This window comes from Micromonospora sp. NBC_01655 (assembly GCF_026339755.1).
In the GTDB taxonomy this organism is placed as follows: Bacteria; Actinomycetota; Actinomycetes; order Mycobacteriales; family Micromonosporaceae; genus Micromonospora.
The window spans coordinates 4,207,445-4,225,645 of the sequence record NZ_JAPEQF010000001.1; the positions used below are offsets into that span (position 1 = coordinate 4,207,445).

At 74.1% G+C, this 18,201-nt stretch carries 10 protein-coding genes; 6 read left to right on the forward strand and 4 right to left on the reverse strand.

Features of this window, described 5'->3' with window-relative positions; translation table 11 throughout:
• Positions 1-8 precede the first annotated feature (8 nt).
• The 4 genes from OOK41_RS19405 to OOK41_RS19420 are packed head-to-tail and all read left to right on the forward strand — an operon-like array spanning position 9 to position 10,498.
• Complete coding sequence (locus OOK41_RS19405; protein ID WP_266266202.1) at positions 9-5,591, forward strand: non-ribosomal peptide synthetase/MFS transporter; 5,583 nt, start codon at positions 9-11, stop codon at positions 5,589-5,591.
• On the forward strand, positions 5,588-7,093 hold the full coding sequence (locus OOK41_RS19410; protein ID WP_266266203.1) for a class I adenylate-forming enzyme family protein: 1,506 nt from the start codon (positions 5,588-5,590) through the stop codon (positions 7,091-7,093). Before OOK41_RS19405 ends, OOK41_RS19410 begins: the two co-directional genes overlap by 4 nt.
• Before the next feature lie 25 nt (positions 7,094-7,118).
• Positions 7,119-10,190, forward strand: a complete 3,072-nt coding sequence (locus OOK41_RS19415) for an amino acid adenylation domain-containing protein (protein ID WP_266266204.1) — start codon at positions 7,119-7,121, stop codon at positions 10,188-10,190.
• Complete coding sequence (locus OOK41_RS19420) at positions 10,190-10,498, forward strand: acyl carrier protein (RefSeq protein WP_266266205.1); 309 nt, start codon at positions 10,190-10,192, stop codon at positions 10,496-10,498. The genes OOK41_RS19415 and OOK41_RS19420 overlap by 1 nt, the downstream gene beginning before the upstream one ends.
• On the opposite strand, the gene OOK41_RS19425 is transcribed toward OOK41_RS19420, so the two are convergent.
• The gene (locus OOK41_RS19425) at positions 10,473-10,874 is read right to left on the reverse strand and encodes a hypothetical protein (RefSeq protein WP_117670625.1); all 402 of its coding nucleotides are present in this window, start codon (positions 10,872-10,874) and stop codon (positions 10,473-10,475) included. The two genes, OOK41_RS19420 and OOK41_RS19425, sit on opposite strands and share 26 nt — an antisense overlap.
• Positions 10,875-10,959: 85 nt before the next feature.
• Between OOK41_RS19425 and OOK41_RS19430 the strand changes: the two genes are divergently transcribed.
• Together OOK41_RS19430 and OOK41_RS19435 are read left to right on the forward strand one after the other, a co-directional pair.
• The gene (locus OOK41_RS19430; protein ID WP_266266206.1) at positions 10,960-11,580 is read left to right on the forward strand and encodes an L-threonylcarbamoyladenylate synthase; all 621 of its coding nucleotides are present in this window, start codon (positions 10,960-10,962) and stop codon (positions 11,578-11,580) included.
• A 113-nt stretch (positions 11,581-11,693) separates the two neighbouring features.
• On the forward strand, positions 11,694-13,262 hold the full coding sequence (locus OOK41_RS19435) for a WD40 repeat domain-containing protein (RefSeq protein ID WP_266266207.1): 1,569 nt from the start codon (positions 11,694-11,696) through the stop codon (positions 13,260-13,262).
• A 75-nt stretch (positions 13,263-13,337) separates the two neighbouring features.
• On the opposite strand, the gene OOK41_RS19440 is transcribed toward OOK41_RS19435, so the two are convergent.
• The 3 genes from OOK41_RS19440 to OOK41_RS19450 all read right to left on the reverse strand — a co-directional run bounded on the left by OOK41_RS19440 (position 13,338) and on the right by OOK41_RS19450 (position 18,200).
• Positions 13,338-14,456, reverse strand: a complete 1,119-nt coding sequence (locus OOK41_RS19440; RefSeq protein ID WP_266266208.1) for a DUF4185 domain-containing protein — start codon at positions 14,454-14,456, stop codon at positions 13,338-13,340.
• Positions 14,457-14,557: 101 nt separating this feature from the next.
• Complete coding sequence (locus OOK41_RS19445; protein WP_266266209.1) at positions 14,558-16,663, reverse strand: N-acetylmuramoyl-L-alanine amidase; 2,106 nt, start codon at positions 16,661-16,663, stop codon at positions 14,558-14,560.
• Between the two features lie 19 nt (positions 16,664-16,682).
• Positions 16,683-18,200, reverse strand: a complete 1,518-nt coding sequence (locus OOK41_RS19450; RefSeq protein WP_323136184.1) for a VCBS repeat domain-containing M23 family metallopeptidase — start codon at positions 18,198-18,200, stop codon at positions 16,683-16,685.
• Position 18,201 lies beyond the last annotated feature (1 nt).

Sequence of the window (18,201 nt, forward strand, 5' to 3'; positions counted from 1 at the left end):
GCTTCCGCGTGACGAATCTCGACCTACCGACGCGGGCCGTCCCCCTCCCGCCGCCTGCGACGTCGCCCGGCACCGTGGCCGGGTCGTCGCTGTCGTTCGGCCAGGAACGGATCTGGTTCACCGAGCAGCTCACGCCCGGCACCGCCGCGTACCTCGTCTGGTCGACGACCCGGCTGCGCGGGCCCCTGGAGGTCGACCTGCTGCGCGCCGCCCTGGACGGTGCCGCCGCCCGGCACGACAGCCTGCGCATGCGCTTCGCCGAGAACGCCGACGGCGAACCCCTCGTGGAGGTGCTGCCCGAGGTACGGGTGCCCGTCACCGTCACCGACGCGGGGTCGCTGGCGCAGGCCCGCGAGCTGGTGGCCGCGTCCGTGCGGACCCCGTTCGACCTCGGCGCCGCTCCGCTGCTGCGGGCGACGGTGATCCGCCTGGGCGCGGACGACCACGTCCTGCACCTGGTCATGCACCACATCGTCAGCGACGGCTGGTCGCTGGACCTGCTGCTCGGCGAGGTGGCGGCCGGCTACGCCGCGCTGCGCGACGGCGGGCCGGCGCCGGCCGCCCCGACGACGGGGTACGTCGACTACGCCGCCTGGCAGCGGAACCGCCTCGACGGGCCGGCAACCGGGGACGGGTTCGGCTACTGGGCCGGGGCGCTGGCCGGGGTGCCGCCGCTGGAGCTGCCCACCGACCGGCCGCGCCCGGCCGTGCAGTCGTACGCCGGCGGCACCCACCGGTTCACCGTCGACGCCGAGCTGACCGACGGGCTGCGCCGGCTGAGCCGGACGCACCGGGCCACCCTCTACATGACCCTGCTCACCGGCCTACAGGCCGTGCTGTTCCGGCACACCGGCCAGCGGGACTTCGCCATCGGCTCCCCCGTCGCCGGCCGGGTGGTGCCGGAGCTGGAGAACCTGATCGGCCTGTTCGTCAACACCCTGGCGCTGCGGGCCGACCTCTCCGCGGTCGGCGCGACCGCCGACTCCCCGGGCGCCGAGCCCAGCTTCGCGGCGCTGCTGCGGCGCACCCGCGGCACCGTGGTGAAGGGCCTGGCCCACCAGGAGATCCCGTTCGAGCGGCTGGTCCGGGAGCTGAACGTGCCCCGGGACGTCAGCCGGGCACCGGTGTTCCAGGTGCTGTTCACCCTCCAGAACTACGCCCGCACCGGCGGTCGGTGGCCGGCGGGGCTGACCACCGAGAGCCTCGGCGCGGACGCCGCCGCCGCCCGCTTCGACCTGTCGCTGTACGTCAGCGAGGCCGCCGACGGGCTGCGCGGGATGTTCGTCTACAACACCGACCTGTTCGACGCGGACACGATCGCCCGGCTGGCCGCGAGCCTCGACACCCTGCTGCGCGCGGCGGTGGCGCGGCCGGACCTGCCGGTGGTCGACCTGGACCTGCTCGGTCCCGCCGAGCGGGACCGGGTGCTGGCGCTGGCCCGGCCCGACCGGGACGAGGTCGGCCGTGCCGAGCCCGGGGCCGACGGGGCCGGGCCCGGCGGCGTGGGGGTCACCGGGGCGGCGGCCACCCTGGCCGACCTGATCGCCCCGCACGTCGCCGCGACCCCCGACGCCCCGGCCGTGGTGTGCGGCGCGGACGCGGTGACCTACCGGGAGCTGGACCGGCGGGCCAACCGGCTGGCGCACTGGCTGCGCGGGCGCGGTGTCGGCCCGGACACGCTGGTCGGGGTGCTGCTGGAGCAGTCGGTGGAGCTGGCCGTGGCGCTGCTCGGGGTGCTGCGGGCCGGCGGGGCGTACCTGCCGCTGGACCCGGAGCAGCCGCCGGCCCGGCTCGGGCTGATGCTCGCCGACGCCCGGCCGGCGGTGGTGCTGACCAGCGCGGAGCTGCGCGACCGGTTGCCCGCGGACGCGGTCACCGGGGCGGCCTGCCTGGACCGGATCGCCGCCGAGGTCGCCGCCGGGCCCGACACGCCGCCGTCCACCGGCGCGACCGGTGGGAACCTGGCGTACGTCATCTACACCTCCGGCTCCACCGGCGCCCCGAAGGGGGTGGCGGTGGCACACCGGCAGGTGCTGCGCTACCTCGACGGGGTGGCCGACCGGTTCGCCGTCGTCCCGGCCGCCCGGTACGCGCTGATGCAGTCGATGTCGTTCGACTTCGCCGTCACCATCTTCTACCTGGCGCTGGCCAGCGGCGGGACGGTGCACCTGGTGCAGCGCCGGTGCACCGGGGCGGAGCTGGCCGAGCAGCTACGCGCCCACCGGATCGACTACCTGAAGATCACCCCGTCGCACCTCGCGGCGCTGGCCGCCGACGCCGGGCCGGGCGACCTGCTGCCCGCCCGCGCGCTGATCCTCGGCGGGGAGGCGTCCGACCTGGAGCGGATCGTCCCGCTCGCCGCCGCCGGGCCGGCCCGGGTGTTCAACCACTACGGCCCGACCGAGGCCACGGTCGGCGTCGCCACCTACGAGGTGGACGCCGACGGGCCGGCCACCGGCCCGGTGCCGACGGGCCGGCCGCTGCCGCACGCCCGGGTGTACCTGCTCGACGAGCGGATGCGGCCGGTGCCCGTCGGGGTGCCCGGCGAGCTGTACCTCGGCGGGGAGCGCCTCGCCCGCGGCTACCTCAACCGGCCCGGGCTGACCGCCGAGCGGTTCGTGCCCGACCCGTACGGCCCACCCGGCTCCCGCCTCTACCGCACCGGGGACCTGGGCCGGTGGCGCGCCGACGGGCAGTTGATGTTCCTCGGCCGCCGCGACCACCAGGTGAAGATCCGCGGCTACCGGGTGGAGCTGGGCGAGGTCGAGGCCGCGCTGCGGGACTGCCCCGGGGTGCACCAGGCGGCGGTGCTGCTGCGCGACGACCGGCTGGTGGCGTACCTGGAGCCGACGCCCGGGGCTGCCGCGCCGGAGCCGGCCGAGTTGCGCCGGGTCCTGGCCGACCGGCTGCCCGAGCACATGGTTCCCGGCCGGTGGGTGATGCTGGACCGGCTGCCGTTGCAGGAGCACGGCAAGGTGGACCGGCGGGCCCTGCCGGAGCCGACCGACGAGGCCCCGGCCGGGGAGCGGGTGCCGCCGGCCGGGCCCGTGGAGACGCTGATCGCCGGGATCTGGCAGGCCGTGCTCGGGGTGGCCGAGGTGGGTGCCACCGACGACTTCTTCGACCTCGGCGGGCACTCGCTGCTGGCCACCCAGGTGGTGGCCCGGCTGCGCCGGGAGCTGGCGACCGTCGACGGCGGCGCGACGGGCACGGTCAGCGTGATGGACCTGTTCCGGCACCGCACCGTCCGCGAGCTGGCCGTCCTGGCCACCGGCGGCGCGGCCGGGCCGGGCGGGCTGCTGCACGAGCTGACCCCACCGGTGCCCGCCGCCGACCGGGTCGCCACGCTGGTCTGCGTCCCGTACGGCGGCGGCAGCGCCGTGGTGTACCAGCCGCTGGCCGACGCGCTGCCGGCCGGGTACCGGCTGCTGTCGGTGGCCATGCCGGGCCACGACATCGGCCTGGCCGACGATCCGGCGCCGATCGAGGAGGTCGCCACCGACGTCGTTGCCGAGATCCTGTCCCGGGTGGAGGGTCCGCTGGTCCTGTACGGGCACTGCGGCCCCGGCGGGGCCCTCGCCGTGGAGGTGGCCCGGCTGTTGGAGGCCGCCGGCCGGGAGCTGGAGGCGGTGTACCTCGGTGCGGTGTTCCCGTTCGGCCGGCCGGCCGGCGGGCTGCTCGGGCCGCTGCTGCGGTTGCGCCTGGCCGAACGGGTGCGCAGCGACCGGATCTACCGGACCTGGTTGCAGGCGCAGGGCACGTCCGTCGGCTCCCTCGACCCGGGCGAGGTGGCGTTCCTGATCCGGGCGATGCGCCACGACGCCCGGGTCTCCGAGGAGTACTTCACCGAGCTGATGCGCCGACAGGTGACGCCGCTGCGGGCGCCGGTGGTCTCGGTGGTCGGCGAGCGGGACCGCAGCACCGACTACCACAGCGAGCGGTTCCGGGAGTGGCACTTCCTCACCGACCGCACCGCGCTCGCGGTGATCGACGAGGGCGGGCACTACTTCCTGAAGTACCGGGCCGGCGAGCTGGCCGAGATCGTCACGACCGTGCACCGGCAGGTCGACTCGCCCGTCCCGCCCACGCCGACCGGCGGGCCGGAGCCCGCGTGGCAGCTGGTCGGCGTCTCCCGCCAGCCCGCCGGGCCACCCACCGCCCCGGCGAGGGCGCCGGAGCCGAGCATGCGCCGCTTCGGGCTGGTCGCGGCCGGGCAGGTCGTCTCCAGCATGGGCACCGCGCTGACCAACTTCGCGATCCCCCTGTGGATCTACCTGGAGACCGGGTCGCTGGCCCGGTTCGCCCTGTTCGCGGTGCTCGGCCTGCTGCCCGGCCTGCTGGTCGCCCCGCTGGCCGGCGCGGTGATCGACCGGACCAGCCGGCGGCGGGTGCTGCTGGCGGCGGGCGTCGCCGCCGGGGGCGCGAACGCGGTGCTGGCCGTCCTGGTGCTGGCCGACCGGGCGCAGGTGTGGCACTTCTACCCGCTGGTCGCCTGGCTGTCGGTGGCGCTGGCCTTCCAACGCCTCGCGTTCGTCTCGGCGGTGCCGCAGCTGGTGCCCAAGCGCTTCCTCGGCCACGCCAACGGGGTGACCCAGACCGCGATGGGCCTGACCCAGTTCACCGTCCCGCTGGTCGCGGTCGCCCTGCTGGACGCGGTCGGGCTGCGCGGCATCCTGCTCATCGACGTGGCGTCGTACGTGTTCGCGATGGGGGTGCTGGGGCTCGTCCGGTTCCCCCGCACCCTGGCCCTGCAACGCCGGGAGGGCATCGGCGAGGAGATGGTCGCCGGGCTGCGCTACGCGCTGCGCCGGCGGGAGTTCCGCGCGATGCTGACCTTCTTCGCCGCCCTGAACCTGTTCCTGTTCCCGGCGCTGTACCTGCTCTCCCCGCTGGTGCTCGGCTTCGCCGACCTGGACCAGGTGGCGCGGATCGCGCTGACCGGCGGCGTCGGCGCGGCCGTCGGTGGCCTGGTGATGCTGGTCTGGGGCGGTCCGAGCCGCCGCCGGATGCGGGCGGTGCTGCTGGGCACCCTGGGCATCGCGGTGGCCGCCGTGCTGACCGGGCTGCGGCCGGACCCGCTGCTGGTCGGCGCGGGCGCGTTCGGCATGTACCTGTCGCTGGGCATCGTCAACGGCGTCTACAACACGATCATCCAGACCAAGGTGCCGCCGCGCTTCCACGGCCGGGTGTTCGCGCTCAACCAGATGATCGCCTGGTCGACCATGCCCCTCGGATGGGGGATCATCGTCCCGTTCGCCGCGAGGGCGGCCGAGCCGCTGCTGCTGCCCGGCGGCGCGCTGGCCGGCACGGTCGGCGCGGTGCTCGGCGTCGGCCCCGGCCGGGGCCACGGCCTGCTGTACGTCGTGTTCGGGGTGTGCATCGCGCTGACCGCGCTGGTCGCGCTGGCCACGCCGGTGCTGGCCCGGTTCGACGACGAGGTGCCCGACGCCCCGCCGGACGACCTCGTCGGCATCGAGGAACGTCAGGCCCGGGCCACCGGTGCCGGGGAGCCGGGGGGCCGCGCCACAGTAGACGGCGGCGATCGGGAGCGCCGGGCCGAGCTGGCCGGGACCGGGGGTGGACGGCGGTGACCGCGACGACGAGCGGCCCACCGCCCGCCCGGACGGTGCCGGAGCTGCTGGCGTGGCGCACCGCCCTGCACCCGGACCGGGTCGCGGTCGAGGTGGCGGGGGTGGGCGCGCTGACCTTCGCGCAGTGGTCCGCCGGCGCGACCGCCGTCGCCGCCGCGCTGGGCCGGCGGGGGCTGCGCCCCGGCGACCGGGTCGGGCTGGTGTTCGGCGCCCGCGACTGGACCCGGTTCGCCGTGGCGTACTGCGGGGTGCTGCGGGCCGGCGGGGTGGCCGTGCCGCTGTCCGACCGGCTCGCCGCCGGGCAGCTCGACCACGCGCTGGCCCACTGCGCGGCCACCGCCGTCGTGCACGGCGACGACACCCCCGCCCCGCACGCCCCCGCCGCAGTGCCGGTGTGGCGGGCCGGGGACCTGGCCGCCGAGCCCGCGACCGACGCCGACCTGCCGACGGTACGCCCCGGCGACCTCGCGCAGATCCTCTACACCTCCGGCACCACCGGCCGCCCGAAGGGCGTCGGCGCCAGCCACGCCAACCTGACCGTCGGCGCGCCGACGAACCCGCGCCGGCTGGCGCTGGCCCACTCGCAGCGGTTCCTGCACGCGTTCGCCATCGGCACCAACGCCGGGCAGACCATGCTGTTCAACGCGCTGACCGCGAAGGCCGGCGCGCTCACCCTCCCCGCGTTCACCCCGGTCCGGTTCGCCCGGCTGGTCGAGACCCCGGGCACAGGGACCCTGTTCGTCGTCCCGTCGATGGCGATCGAGCTGCTCGGCTCGGGGGCGCTGCGCGGCCGGGACCTGGCCGGTGTACACCTGATCGGGTCGACCGCGGCGGCGCTGCCGCCGGCGGTGGCGGCCCGGCTCGCGGAGGCGTTCCCGCAGGCCACGATCGTGAACTACTACACCTCCACCGAGGCGGCGCCGGCCCAGACCACGATGATCTTCGATCCGGCACGCCGGGACGCGGTGGGCCGGCCGGTCGGCGGGCAGCTACGCGTCGCCGACGCCGACGGCGCCCCGCTGCCGCCCGGGACGACCGGCGACGTGTGGCTGCGGGCCCCGTACCCCCGCGCCTACTACCGCGACGAGGCCGCCAACCGGGCCACCTTCCGCGACGGGTGGGTGCGGATGGGCGACGTCGGGCGGATCGACGCCGACGGCTTCCTCTACCTCACCGACCGGCACCAGGACGTCATCAAGTCCGGCGCGTTCAAGGTCTCCTCCCTCGAGGTGGAGGCGGCGCTGCACGAGCACCCCCTGGTCGCCGAGGCGGCCGTGGTCGGGGTGCCGCACCCGGTGCTCGGGTCGGCGGTCGCCGCCGCCGTGGTGCCCCGGCCGCAGGCCGACGCCGACGGGCTGACCCTGCCGGCGCTGCGCGGCTTCCTCGCCGACCGGCTCGCCGACCACCAGCTTCCCGCCCGGCTGCTGCTGCTCGACAGCCTGCCCCGCAACGAGGGCGGCAAGGTGCTCAAGCGGCAGCTCACCGGCCTGTTCGACAACTGACCACCCAGCACCGGGACCGCGATTCATGGGAGAGCATGTGGGCACCGCCGAGGCGACATACGCGCAGCACGCCGTCTGGTTCACCGAGCAGGCCGGGGTCGCCGGCACGGCGTACCACATGGCGCTCGGCGTCCGGTTCGCCGCCGACCTGGACCGCCGGGCCCTCGTCGAGGCGTGCGCGGCGGTGACCGACCGGCATCCGGTCCTCGGCACCCGGGTGGTCAGCGACGCCGACGGCACCCCCGGGCTCGCTCCGGCCGAGGTGCGCCCGGCGGTCGCCTTCGGCGAGTGGACGCCCACGCGGGTCACCGAGGAGTTGGCCCGCCCCCACGACCTACGGGTCGGGCCGCTGTCCCGGTTCACGCTGCTGACCGCCCCGGACGGCCGGCACCTGCTGCTGGTCACCGTCCACCACCTGGTCTTCGACGGGATGTCCAAGGACGTGCTGGCCCGGGACCTGGCCGACGCGTACGCCGCCGCGCTCGCCGGCCTCCCGGCGCGGGCCACGCCCCGCTGCGACGGGTACGCCGGGGACGCGGCGGCCGAGCGGGAACGCGTCGCGGTCGACCTGCCGGCGGCCCGCGCGTACTGGGCGCGGCACTGGTCCGGCCCGGGCGACGTGGTGCTGCCCGGCCTGCGCCGGCTGCCCACCGGCGCGGAACCCGGCGCCGCCGTGGACGTCGACCTGCCCGCCGAGCTGGCCGACGGCGTGGGCCGGACCGCCGGGACGCTCGGGGTGACCCGGTTCGAGCTGCTGCTCGCCGCGGTGCACGCCCTGCTGGCCCGGTACGGCAACCGGGGCGTCCCGGTCGGCGTCACGCTGTCCACCCGTACGCCCGCGCAGGCCGACCGGGTCGGGCTGTTCGTCAACGAGCTGCCCGTCGCCGCCGACCCGGCCGGCGGCACGTTCGCCGAGCACGCCCGCGCCGTGCGGGCCCGGCTGCGCGAGCTGTACCGGTTCCGCGCGGTGCCGCTCGCCCACGCCGTGTCGGGGCTGCGCCCGGCGCCCGCGCTGACCGGAGTCTCGGTCGGCTACCGGCGGCGGGGCGCCGAGCCGGCCTTCCCCGGGGTGTCCACCGGAGTGGACTGGACGCTGTTCGGCGGCGCGGCCCGCAACGCGCTGCACGTGCAGATCGTGGACGGCCCGAACGGGATCGCGGTGAGCCTCCAGCACAGCCCCACCGCCATCGACACCGACGCGGTCACCCGGATCGGCGCTCACCTGCGCACCCTGCTCGGCGCCGTGGTCGCCGACCCCGCGCGACCGGTCGGCGACCTGCCGGTGTTGCCCGCCGACGAGCTGCACCTTGTCACCGAGGGCTGGAACGACACCGCGCGGGCGTACCCCGGCGACACCGTGCCCGAGCTGTTCGCGGCCCGGGTCGCCGCGGACCCGGACGCGGTGGCCGTCGTCGACGGCGACGTCGCGCTCAGCTACGCCCGGCTCGACGCCGCCAGCGCCCGGCTCGCGGCGCTGCTGGGCGAGCGCGGCGTCGGCCCCGGGTCGCTGGTCGCGGTCGCGCTGGACCGGTCCTGGCGGACGGTGGTGACGATGCTGGCGGTGCTGCGCCGCCGGGCCGCGTACCTGCCGGTCGACCCCGGCCACCCGCCGGCCCGGCGGGACCTGGTGCTCGCCGACGCCGACCCGGCGCTGGTGGTGACCGCGTCCGGCGGGGCGCAGGACGCCCGGCCCGAACTCGCCCTGGACGGGGTGGACCTGCTCACCGGCCCGGACCCGGCGCGGGACCCGGACGCGCCGGCCGCCGCGGACCTGGCGTACGTGCTGTACACCTCCGGCTCCACCGGCCGGCCGAAGGGCGTCGCGGTGCGCCACGGCGCGCTGACCAACCTGCTGCTGGGGATGCGGGACCTGCTGGACAGCGGGCCCGGGCACCGCTGGCTGCACCTGACCTCGCCGTCGTTCGACATCTCCGCGGTGGAGGTGTTCCTGCCGCTGGTCACCGGCGGCCGGGTGGTCGTCGCCTCGGCGGTGAACGCGCTGGACGGCGCCGGGGTGCTGCGGCTGGTCCGCGACGCCGGGGTGACCCACGCCCAGGCCACCCCGTCCGGCTGGCGGGTGCTGCTGGAGGCGGGCCTGGACACGGCGAAACCGCTGGTCGCCCTCGCCGGCGGGGAGGCCCTGCCGGTCACCCTGGCCCGGGAGCTGCGGGCCCGCACCACCCGGCTGGTCAACGGGTACGGCCCGACCGAGGCGACGATCTACGCCAGCACCGCCGACGTCCCCGCCGACCCGACCGAGGTGACCATCGGCCGCCCGCTGCCCAACGTGCGGGCGTACCTGCTGGACGAGGCGCTGCGGCCGGTGCCGGTCGGGGTGCCCGGCGAGCTGTACCTGGCCGGCGCCGGGCTGGCCGACGGCTACCTCGGGCGCGACGACCTGACCGCCGAGCGGTTCGTGCCGGACCCGTTCGGCGACGGCGACGGGCGGCTCTACCGCACCGGCGACCGGTGCCGGTGGCTGCCGGACGGCCGGATCGACTTCCTCGGCCGGGCCGACGACCAGGTCAAGATCCGGGGGCACCGGATCGAGCTGGGCGAGGTCACCGCCCGGCTGCTGGAGCACCCGGCGGTGGCGGAGGCCACCACCGCGCTGTGCGCCGACGGCGACGGCGAGGCCCGCCTGGCGGCGTACGTGGTGGCCCGGGCCGGCGCGGTCGCGGACCCGGCGGACCTGCGCCGGCACCTGGCGCTGAGCCTGCCGGCGGCCGTGCTGCCCACCGACTGGGTGCTGCTGGACCGGCTCCCGGTGAGCCCGAACGGCAAGGTCGACCGGGCGGCGCTGCCCGCGCCGGCGCCCCGGGCCGACCCGGTCGCGGCGGCCACCGCCCCGCCCGAGGAGGCTGGCGACCCGGTCGTGGACGTCCTGCGCGAGATCTGGCAGGACGTGCTGAAGATCCCCGACATCGGCGTGCACGAGGACCTTTTCGACCTGGGTGGGCACTCGCTGACCATCACCCGGATCAGCGGCCGGATCCAGCAGCGGCTCGGCGTCGAGGTGCCGCTCGACGCCTTCTTCGACACCCCCACGATCGCGGAGATCGCCGAGATCGTCCGACAGTCCGGAAAGGAACTCTGATGGGCAGCACCGAGTTGCGCGCGCGGCTCGCCGCACTGGTCAGCGAGGCCACCGGGGGTGACGTGCCGGCCACCGACGTGCTCGGCGGCGGGTCGCTGGTCGCCCTCGGCGTCGACTCCCTCGGCCTGCTGCGCCTGGTCGACGCGATCGAGCTGGAGTACGGCGTGGAGGTCGAGCTGACCGATCCCGGCCACCGGCTGGACACCCTCGACGACCTAGTGGCGGTCGTCGCGGCGGCCCGCCCGGACGACACGGGCGACCTGGTGGACGGCGCGGCGGCGGTCAGCGCAGCCGGCGACGGCCGCTGAGCCACTCCCGGGCAGAGCGCGTGTTCAGGGCCCACAGCACCCAGGCCAGCAGGCCGACCCCGACGATCGTGATCGCGCCGAACATCCCGAGCGAGGCCACGGCGAACAGCCCGGACGACACGTACGCCGGGTAGGCCGCCCAGGGGCGCCGGCCGGACAGGCTGAACGCCACGAAGGCGCAGGTGACGGCCATGGCGGCGAAGAACACGGCGGCGCCCAGCGAGCCGTCCTCGACCAGCAGCCGGTGCACCGTCGCCAGCAGGAACAGCAGCGCCAGGAGCGCGAAGACGAGCACGGTGATCAGCACGGGGCCGGGCATCGGCGGGCGGCGCAGCACGCTGTCGTACCCGTCGGCGCGGGGCGGTCGAAGCACCATGAGACAACGATGGAGGTCTACCTTCACGGCGATCGAACACTGTCAGGAAGACGACACAGCCAAGCGTCGGCCTAAGCTTCCGCCCATGGCGAAGTACTACGACGTGCACCCCGACAACCCGCAGCCCAGGACGATCCGGCAGGTGGTCGACCTCGTCCGGGGGGACGGGTTGATCGCCTACCCGACGGACTCGTGCTTCGCCCTGGGCTGCCGGCTGGGCAACAAGGAGGGCATGGACCGGATCAGGGAGATCCGCCACCTCGACAGCGGCCACCACTTCACCCTGGTGTGCCGGGACTTCGCGCAGCTCGGTCAGTTCGTCCACCTCGGCAACGCCGTGTTCCGCGCCGTCAAGTCGGCCACCCCCGGCAGCTACACCTTCATCCTGCCCGCGACGAAGGAGGTGCCCCGCCGGCTGCTGCACCCGAGGAAGAAGACCGTCGGCGTCCGCATCCCCGAGCACCCCGTCGTCCAGGCGCTGCTCACCGAGCTGGGCGAGCCGCTGCTGTCGAGCACGCTGCTGCTGCCCGGCGACGCCGAACCGATGACCCAGGGCTGGGAGATCAAGGAACGCCTCGACCACGTCGTCGACGCGGTCGTCGACTCCGGTGACTGCGGCACCGAGCCGACCACGGTGGTCGACTTCTCCGACGGCGAACCCGAGGTCGTCCGCGTCGGCGCGGGCGACCCGTCCCGCTTCGCGTAGTGCTGCCGGTCCGCCGCCGCACGGTGGCGGCCGTTCGGCACAATCGGACCCGCATTCGCTGAAAGCTCATCGATCCCCGGATACACCGGGGACGCGGACTGTGAGGTCATTCGATGGTGCGACTCATCCTGCCGGTCGCCGCGACGCTGCTGGTGCTGATCGCGGTGCGGTGGTCACAACCGGACGCCCTGCGGACCGACGGATTCTGGCCGCTGGCGGCGGTCGCGGTGGTGACGGCCCTCGGCGCTGCCCTGACCCTGGGCCTGTCCCGGGTCGCCTTCTCCCGGGCCGCGCCGTGGATCCGCGGGTTCCTCTCGACCGCCGTCGCGTTCGTCCTGCTGGCCTCGTTCACCGACGAACCCGGTCCGGCGGCGGTCATCGGGGGGATCCTGGCGGCGCTGGCGGTGCTGTTCTCGCTGCTGCGCGGCGGTGGTCGCGCCCTGCGGGCGGAGCCGTTCCCGCCGGACGTCCTCGGCGTGGCCCGGCTCGCGGCGCGGTTCGTGGTGCCGGCGGCCTGGTACCTCGCCGCCGTCCAGGTGGTGCCGGGCGTGCAGTCGGCGAACCGGTGGCCCGGCGCGCTGCTGGGCGGCCTCGTCGCGGGAGGCACCCTCGTCGTGGGCACGACCCTGGCGTGGACCAGGCCGTGGCACGCCTGCGTGACACCGGTGCGCGTGGACGGTCGCGTGCGGGCCGCGTACGGCGGGATCGGGCACCTTGTCGGGATCGGCGACCCGGGCGCCGGCGAGCACCTGCGGACGATGGGCTCCGGCGGCGTGCTCGCCGACCTGTCGGGCCTGCTGCCGGATTCGCTGCCCGCCGCGTTCCGCCGGCAGCTCGACCGCCTCACCCCCGGCCTGGTACGGGCCGCCTGCGCGGTCGAGACACCGAGGGGGGTGCTGCTCGCCTCCGCCGGCTACGGCGACGCCGTGCACCTTTGGGACCCCGAGACCGGCCAGCCGGTACACGCCCTCGCCGGGCACCGGGGCCCGGTGAACGCCCTGTGCCCCGTGCCGGTCGGCGACACCGTCCTGCTCGCCTCCGGCGGGGACGACTGCCGGATCCGGATCTGGGAGCCGGAGACAGGCCGCCAGGTGCGGGTCGTCGGCCGGCAGGCGCGGTGGGTCGTCGTCCGGGCGCTGTGCACCGTGCCAGTGGACGGTCGGATCCTGCTCGCCGCCGGGTACGCCGACGGCACCGTCCGGCTGTGGGACCCGGCCGACGGGCGGCTGGTCCGCCACCTGGGCGCCCAGCGGGGCGGCGTCAACGCCGTCTGCGCGGTCACCGTCGACGGCGTGACCCGGCTCGCCTCGGCGGCCGGCGACGGCACCGTGGTCCTGTGGGACCCCGACAGCGGCGAGCGCCTCGACTCCTTCGACGACGAGGCCCCTCGCTATGCGCTCTGCACGGTGGAGCTGGACGGCGAGGTGCTCCTCGCCGCGGCCGGGGACGGCATCGGCGTCACCCTGTGGGACCCGGCGAGCGGGACGCGGCGGGGCTCGTTGGGCACCGGGGGGTCGCTGTTGGACATGCTGGCGGGCTCGACGGGTTGGATCCGGTCGATGTGCCAGGTCGGCGACGGCGACGACTCGTTCCTGATGCTCGCCGGTTACGACCGCGCGGTCGAGCAGATCCGCCTCCGGCCGGCGCTGCGGTCCCTCGCCGCGCCGGAGGGGGCCTCCTGACCACCCCGGCCCGGTCCCGCGTCGCAGGTCACCGGGCGGACGAGGGCGCCCCGCCGCCCGGCGACCTGCGGTGGTTCAGAGGGATCCGACGAACTGGCTGACGTGGTAGGCGGTGCTGCGGTTGTCGGGCGTCCGGGTCCACTTCGAGACCATCAGGTGCAGCTCGTTGGCGTTCCTGCCGGACCAGGGGTGGATGAAGCCGCCGTACAGCGCCGGCTCCTGCCACGGGAACACCTGGACCTTCTCGGCGGTCCACACCTGGTCCGGCCCGCCGGCCGTGCGGGTGACGATGCAGCCGGTCACACAGTTGAGGTAGGACATGACCCAGGTGCCGTCGGGCAGCCGGCGTACCGACGGTTCGCCGAACCGGCCGGTGAGGATCGGAGTGCAGGGTCGCCCCCAGCCCCAGTTGCTGCCGTTCCAGCCCCAGCCCTCGTACGACTCGGGGTAGAACAGCCGGTCCCAGCGGACCCGACGCAGCATCATCGGGCCGTCCTGGCGACCCGCGCGGACGGAGAAGACGTAGACCCAGTCCCCGTCACGCTGCATCGTCCACATCTGGAACGGGTCGGTGTTGTTCCCGTTGTTCCACCACTTCAGAGGGGTCCGGACGAAGTCGTTGCCGTTGTCGGAGTAGGCCAGGCCGGCGTAGCGCGAGCGCCAGTGCGGGCCGGCGGGACCGACGGAGTCCCAGTTCTCGATGCTCATGTAGGAGATCAACTGGCGGCCGGTCTCGGGGAAGCTGATCCCGTCGTTGGGGATGACGCTGATCTCCCAGAGGCCGTCGATCCCGATCCCGAAGTGGCCGTTGTGCATGATTTCGGGGGCGCGGCCGTTGCCGGCCACCCGCGCGGCGCTGTCGAAGACGATCCCGCCGGGCGCGCCCGGGTGGACGTTGGAGCGCAGCATCACCGGGGACCGCCAGTCGTTGGGCAGCGGCGGGCCCTCGGGCCACGGGGTGTTGAAGGTGTCGCCGAAGAGGTAGCCGATCGAGCCGTTCTCCAGCACGTACGGGATGCCGAGGTCCGTGCCCGCGACCTGCCACCGACTGTTGGTGTCCAGGTCGGCGCCGGTGACCCGCTTCTTCCAGGTGGCCGCCTGGGCCGGGCCGGAGAGAGCCAGGGCCGGCGCGACGGCCGAGGCCGTGGCGACCGCGGCGACCCTGCCGAGGAATGCCCGACGGTCCAGTGTCATGTCAGGTCCTTCCCGCGCGCCCGGCCGGTCCGGCCGGGCGCGCGTGCGCTCGATGCCCCCGGCCGGCGGGCGGTGCGCGCCGAGCCTTGGAGGTTCGGATGTCAGAGGGTGGTTTCTCCGGGGAGGCCGAAGAAGTCGTGCCATTTTTGTGGGGTGCTGAAGGTGGTGCCGGTGGAGAGGGCTACGTGGACGTCGTTGGTGGTGCCTTTGGTGAAGACGATGATGTCGTCTTTGCCGTCGCCGTTGGCGTCGGCGAGGTAGGGGAATTCGCCGGTTAGGCAGAAGTGGTCGTGCCATTTGATGGTGGTGCCGGTGAAGGTGGTGCCGGTGGAGGTGGCGGCGTAGACGTCGGCGTCGGTGTTGCAGGTGAAGGTGACGATGTCGTCTTTGCCGTCGCCGTTGATGTCGCCGACGCGGGGTTGTTCGGTGCCGACGGCGAAGAGGTCGTGCCATTTTTGTGGTGTGCCGAAGGTGGTGCCGTTGGAGAGGGCGATGATGACGTCGGAGGCGGTGGTGGGGCCTTGGGTGAAGGTGATGATGTCGTCTTTGCCGTCGCCGTTGACGTCGCCGGTGGCGGGGTGTTCGCCGGGGATGGAGAAGTAGTCGTGCCATTTGATGGCGGTGCCGGTGAAGGTGGTGCCGGTGGAGAGGGCGACGTAGACGTCGGCGGTGTTGTCGTGGGTGAAGGTGATGATGTCGTCTTTGCCGTCGCCGTTGACGTCGCCGGTGGTGGCGACTTCGGCGCCGGGGGCGAACCAGTCGTGCCATTTGGTGGCGGGGGCGAAGCTGGTGCCGGTGGAGAGTGCGACGTAGACGTCGGCGAGGGATCCGTGGGTGAAGGCGATGATGTCGTCTTTGCCGTCGCCGTTGAAGTCGCCGGTGGTCAGGGTTTCGCCGTTGAGGCCGAAGAAGTCGTTCCACTTCACCGAGGTGCCCGTGAACGATGATCCGGTGGACGTCGCGACGTACACGTCGTTGAGTGAGCCCTGGGTGAACGCCACGATGTCGTCCTTACCGTCACCACTGAAATCCGTCGGCGAACCCGCCAGATACCGACCACCCCCACCACCACCGGCGTTCACCAGGGAGATGTAGTAGTTCCAGTTCCAGTGGGGCCCGGGATCGGTGTGGTCGTTGCCCGGCAGCTCGTTGTGCCCCTTGATGGCGCTGCGGTCCCTAGGCAGGCCGTACTTGTCGCACAGGTAGCGCGTGAGGGCGGCCGACGAGCGGTACATCGCGTCGGTGAACCAGGCCGGGTTGTCCACGAAGCCCTCGTGTTCGATACCGACCGAGTACGGGTTGGCCGAACGGGCGTGGTAGGCGGTGTCGCCCTCCCGCACCATCTGGGTGATCTCTCCGGTGCTGGACCGGACGACGTAGTGCGCGCTGACCCCGGCCGACGGGTTCTGGAACCAGCTGACGGTCCCCGCGTACGAGCCCTGGGTGACGTGGACGACCACGGTGGTGATCCGGGCCGAGCGTCCCGGCTGGTAGTTGCCGCCGTTGGCGGCGACCCACCGGGCCGGACCGTACTCGGGCACCGCCGCCAGGGCGGCCGGGGATCCGGTGGACCGGCTCCCGGCGGGGGCGACCGTGGCGTACCGGCCGAGTTCCGGCCGCACCGGCCGGGCGGTGACGCTGATCCGCTGCCCGGTGGGTGTACGTCCCGCGAAGCCCTGCCGCAGCAGGTCGTAGACGTGGTCGGCGTAGAGACGGGCGGTCGCGTCGTCGCCGGCGTGGGCGTAGCGGGCCACGACCGGGTACCAGGCGTCGACCCGGTGCCGGTCGGCAGCCCGCAGCCGCACCGTGTCGGCATAGGAGCGCAGCACGGCCGCCGCGCCCCGGACGTTCACCTCCGGCCGGGCCCTGAGCTGATCCACCGCTGCGCCGGTGAGCGCGGCGGCCTCGTCCAGTGACCGGTTGGTGGGGTTGCTGACCAGGTGCATCGGACCGTAGCCGTTGGCGGCGCTGGGCTGCCCGCCGTGGTCGTCGAGCCGGCTCTCGCCGTAGCCCACCGCCACCAGCAGGTCCCGGGGCACGTCGTAGCGGCTGCTGGCGGCGGTGAAGGCGGCGGCGAGGCCGTCGGCCCGGTCGGTCGGCGCGGCGGTGGCCGGCGCGGCGGCCGTCAGGGTGGCGGCGGTCAGGGTGGCGACGAGGACGCCGGCCAGCGGAGGCTTCTGCCTGCGTCGCGGGGAACGAATGAACATGGCGACTCTCCGAAGGGGTTCAGAGGGTGGTTTCTTGGGGGAGGCCGAAGAAGTCGTGCCATTTTTGTGGGGTGCTGAAGGTGGTGCCGGTGGAGAGGGCTACGTGGACGTCGTTGGTGGTGCCTTTGGTGAAGACGATGATGTCGTCTTTGCCGTCGCCGTTGGCGTCGGCGAGGTAGGGGAATTCGCCGGTTAGGCAGAAGTGGTCGTGCCATTTGATGGTGGTGCCGGTGAAGGTGGTGCCGGTGGAGGTGGCGGCGTAGACGTCGGCGTCGGTGTTGCAGGTGAAGGTGACGATGTCGTCTTTGCCGTCGCCGTTGATGTCGCCGACGCGGGGTTGTTCGGTGCCGACGGCGAAGAGGTCGTGCCATTTTTGTGGTGTGCCGAAGGTGGTGCCGTTGGAGAGGGCGATGATGACGTCGGAGGCGGTGGTGGGGCCTTGGGTGAAGGTGATGATGTCGTCTTTGCCGTCGCCGTTGACGTCGCCGGTGGCGGGGTGTTCGCCGGGGATGGAGAAGTAGTCGTGCCATTTGATGGCGGTGCCGGTGAAGCTGGTGCCGGTGGAGAGGGCGACGTAGACGTCGGCGGTGTTGTCGTGGGTGAAGGTGATGATGTCGTCTTTGCCGTCGCCGTTGACGTCGCCGGTGGTGGCGACTTCGGCGCCGGGGGCGAACCAGTCGTGCCATTTGGTGGCGGGGGCGAAGCTGGTGCCGGTGGAGAGTGCGACGTAGACGTCGGCGAGGGATCCGTGGGTGAAGGCGATGATGTCGTCCTTGCCGTCGCCGTTGACGTCGCCGGTGGTCAGGGTTTCGCCGTTGAGGCCGAAGAAGTCGTTCCACTTCACCGAGGTGCCCGTGAACGATGATCCGGTGGACGTCGCGACGTACACGTCGTTGAGTGAGCCCTGGGTGAACGCCACGATGTCGTCCTTACCGTCACCACTGAAATCCGTCGGCGAACCCGCCAGATACCGACCACCCCCACCACCACCGCCGCAGTTGTCGCTGACGAGGTACTTCTGGTTGTACTGGCCCGGGTAGGGCGCGAGCGAGACGCCGTTGATGACGATCGTCTGCCCCACCCCGTTGTAGAGCTGTTCGTAGTGGACGTGCGGGCCGGAGGAGTTGCCGGTGCTGCCGGTGACGCCGATCTGCTGACCCTGCTCGACGTACGCCCCGTCGGGCACCGAGTAGGCGCTGAGGTGGAAGTAGTAGGTGGTCCAGCCGCCGCCGTGGTCGATGACCACGTAGTTGCCGGCGCCGCTGGGCTGCGAGTAGCGGCGGGCCACGCCGGCGGCGGAGGCGACCTGCGGCGTCCCTCCGGTGGTGCCGCCGTCGGCCCGCACGAAGTCCAGCGCCTGGCGCACCTCGGCGCTGTGGTGGTCGTAGGTCCACCGCTGCCCGCACGGGAACGGCGCCTTGAAGTTGGGTGCGGCCAGCGCGGCCGTGGGCGCCGCGACAACGCCGGTCAGGACGGCTGCGGCCAGGGTGACCAGCGCGACGAGGGAACGACGGACGGTTCTCGGGTGCCGGGGCATG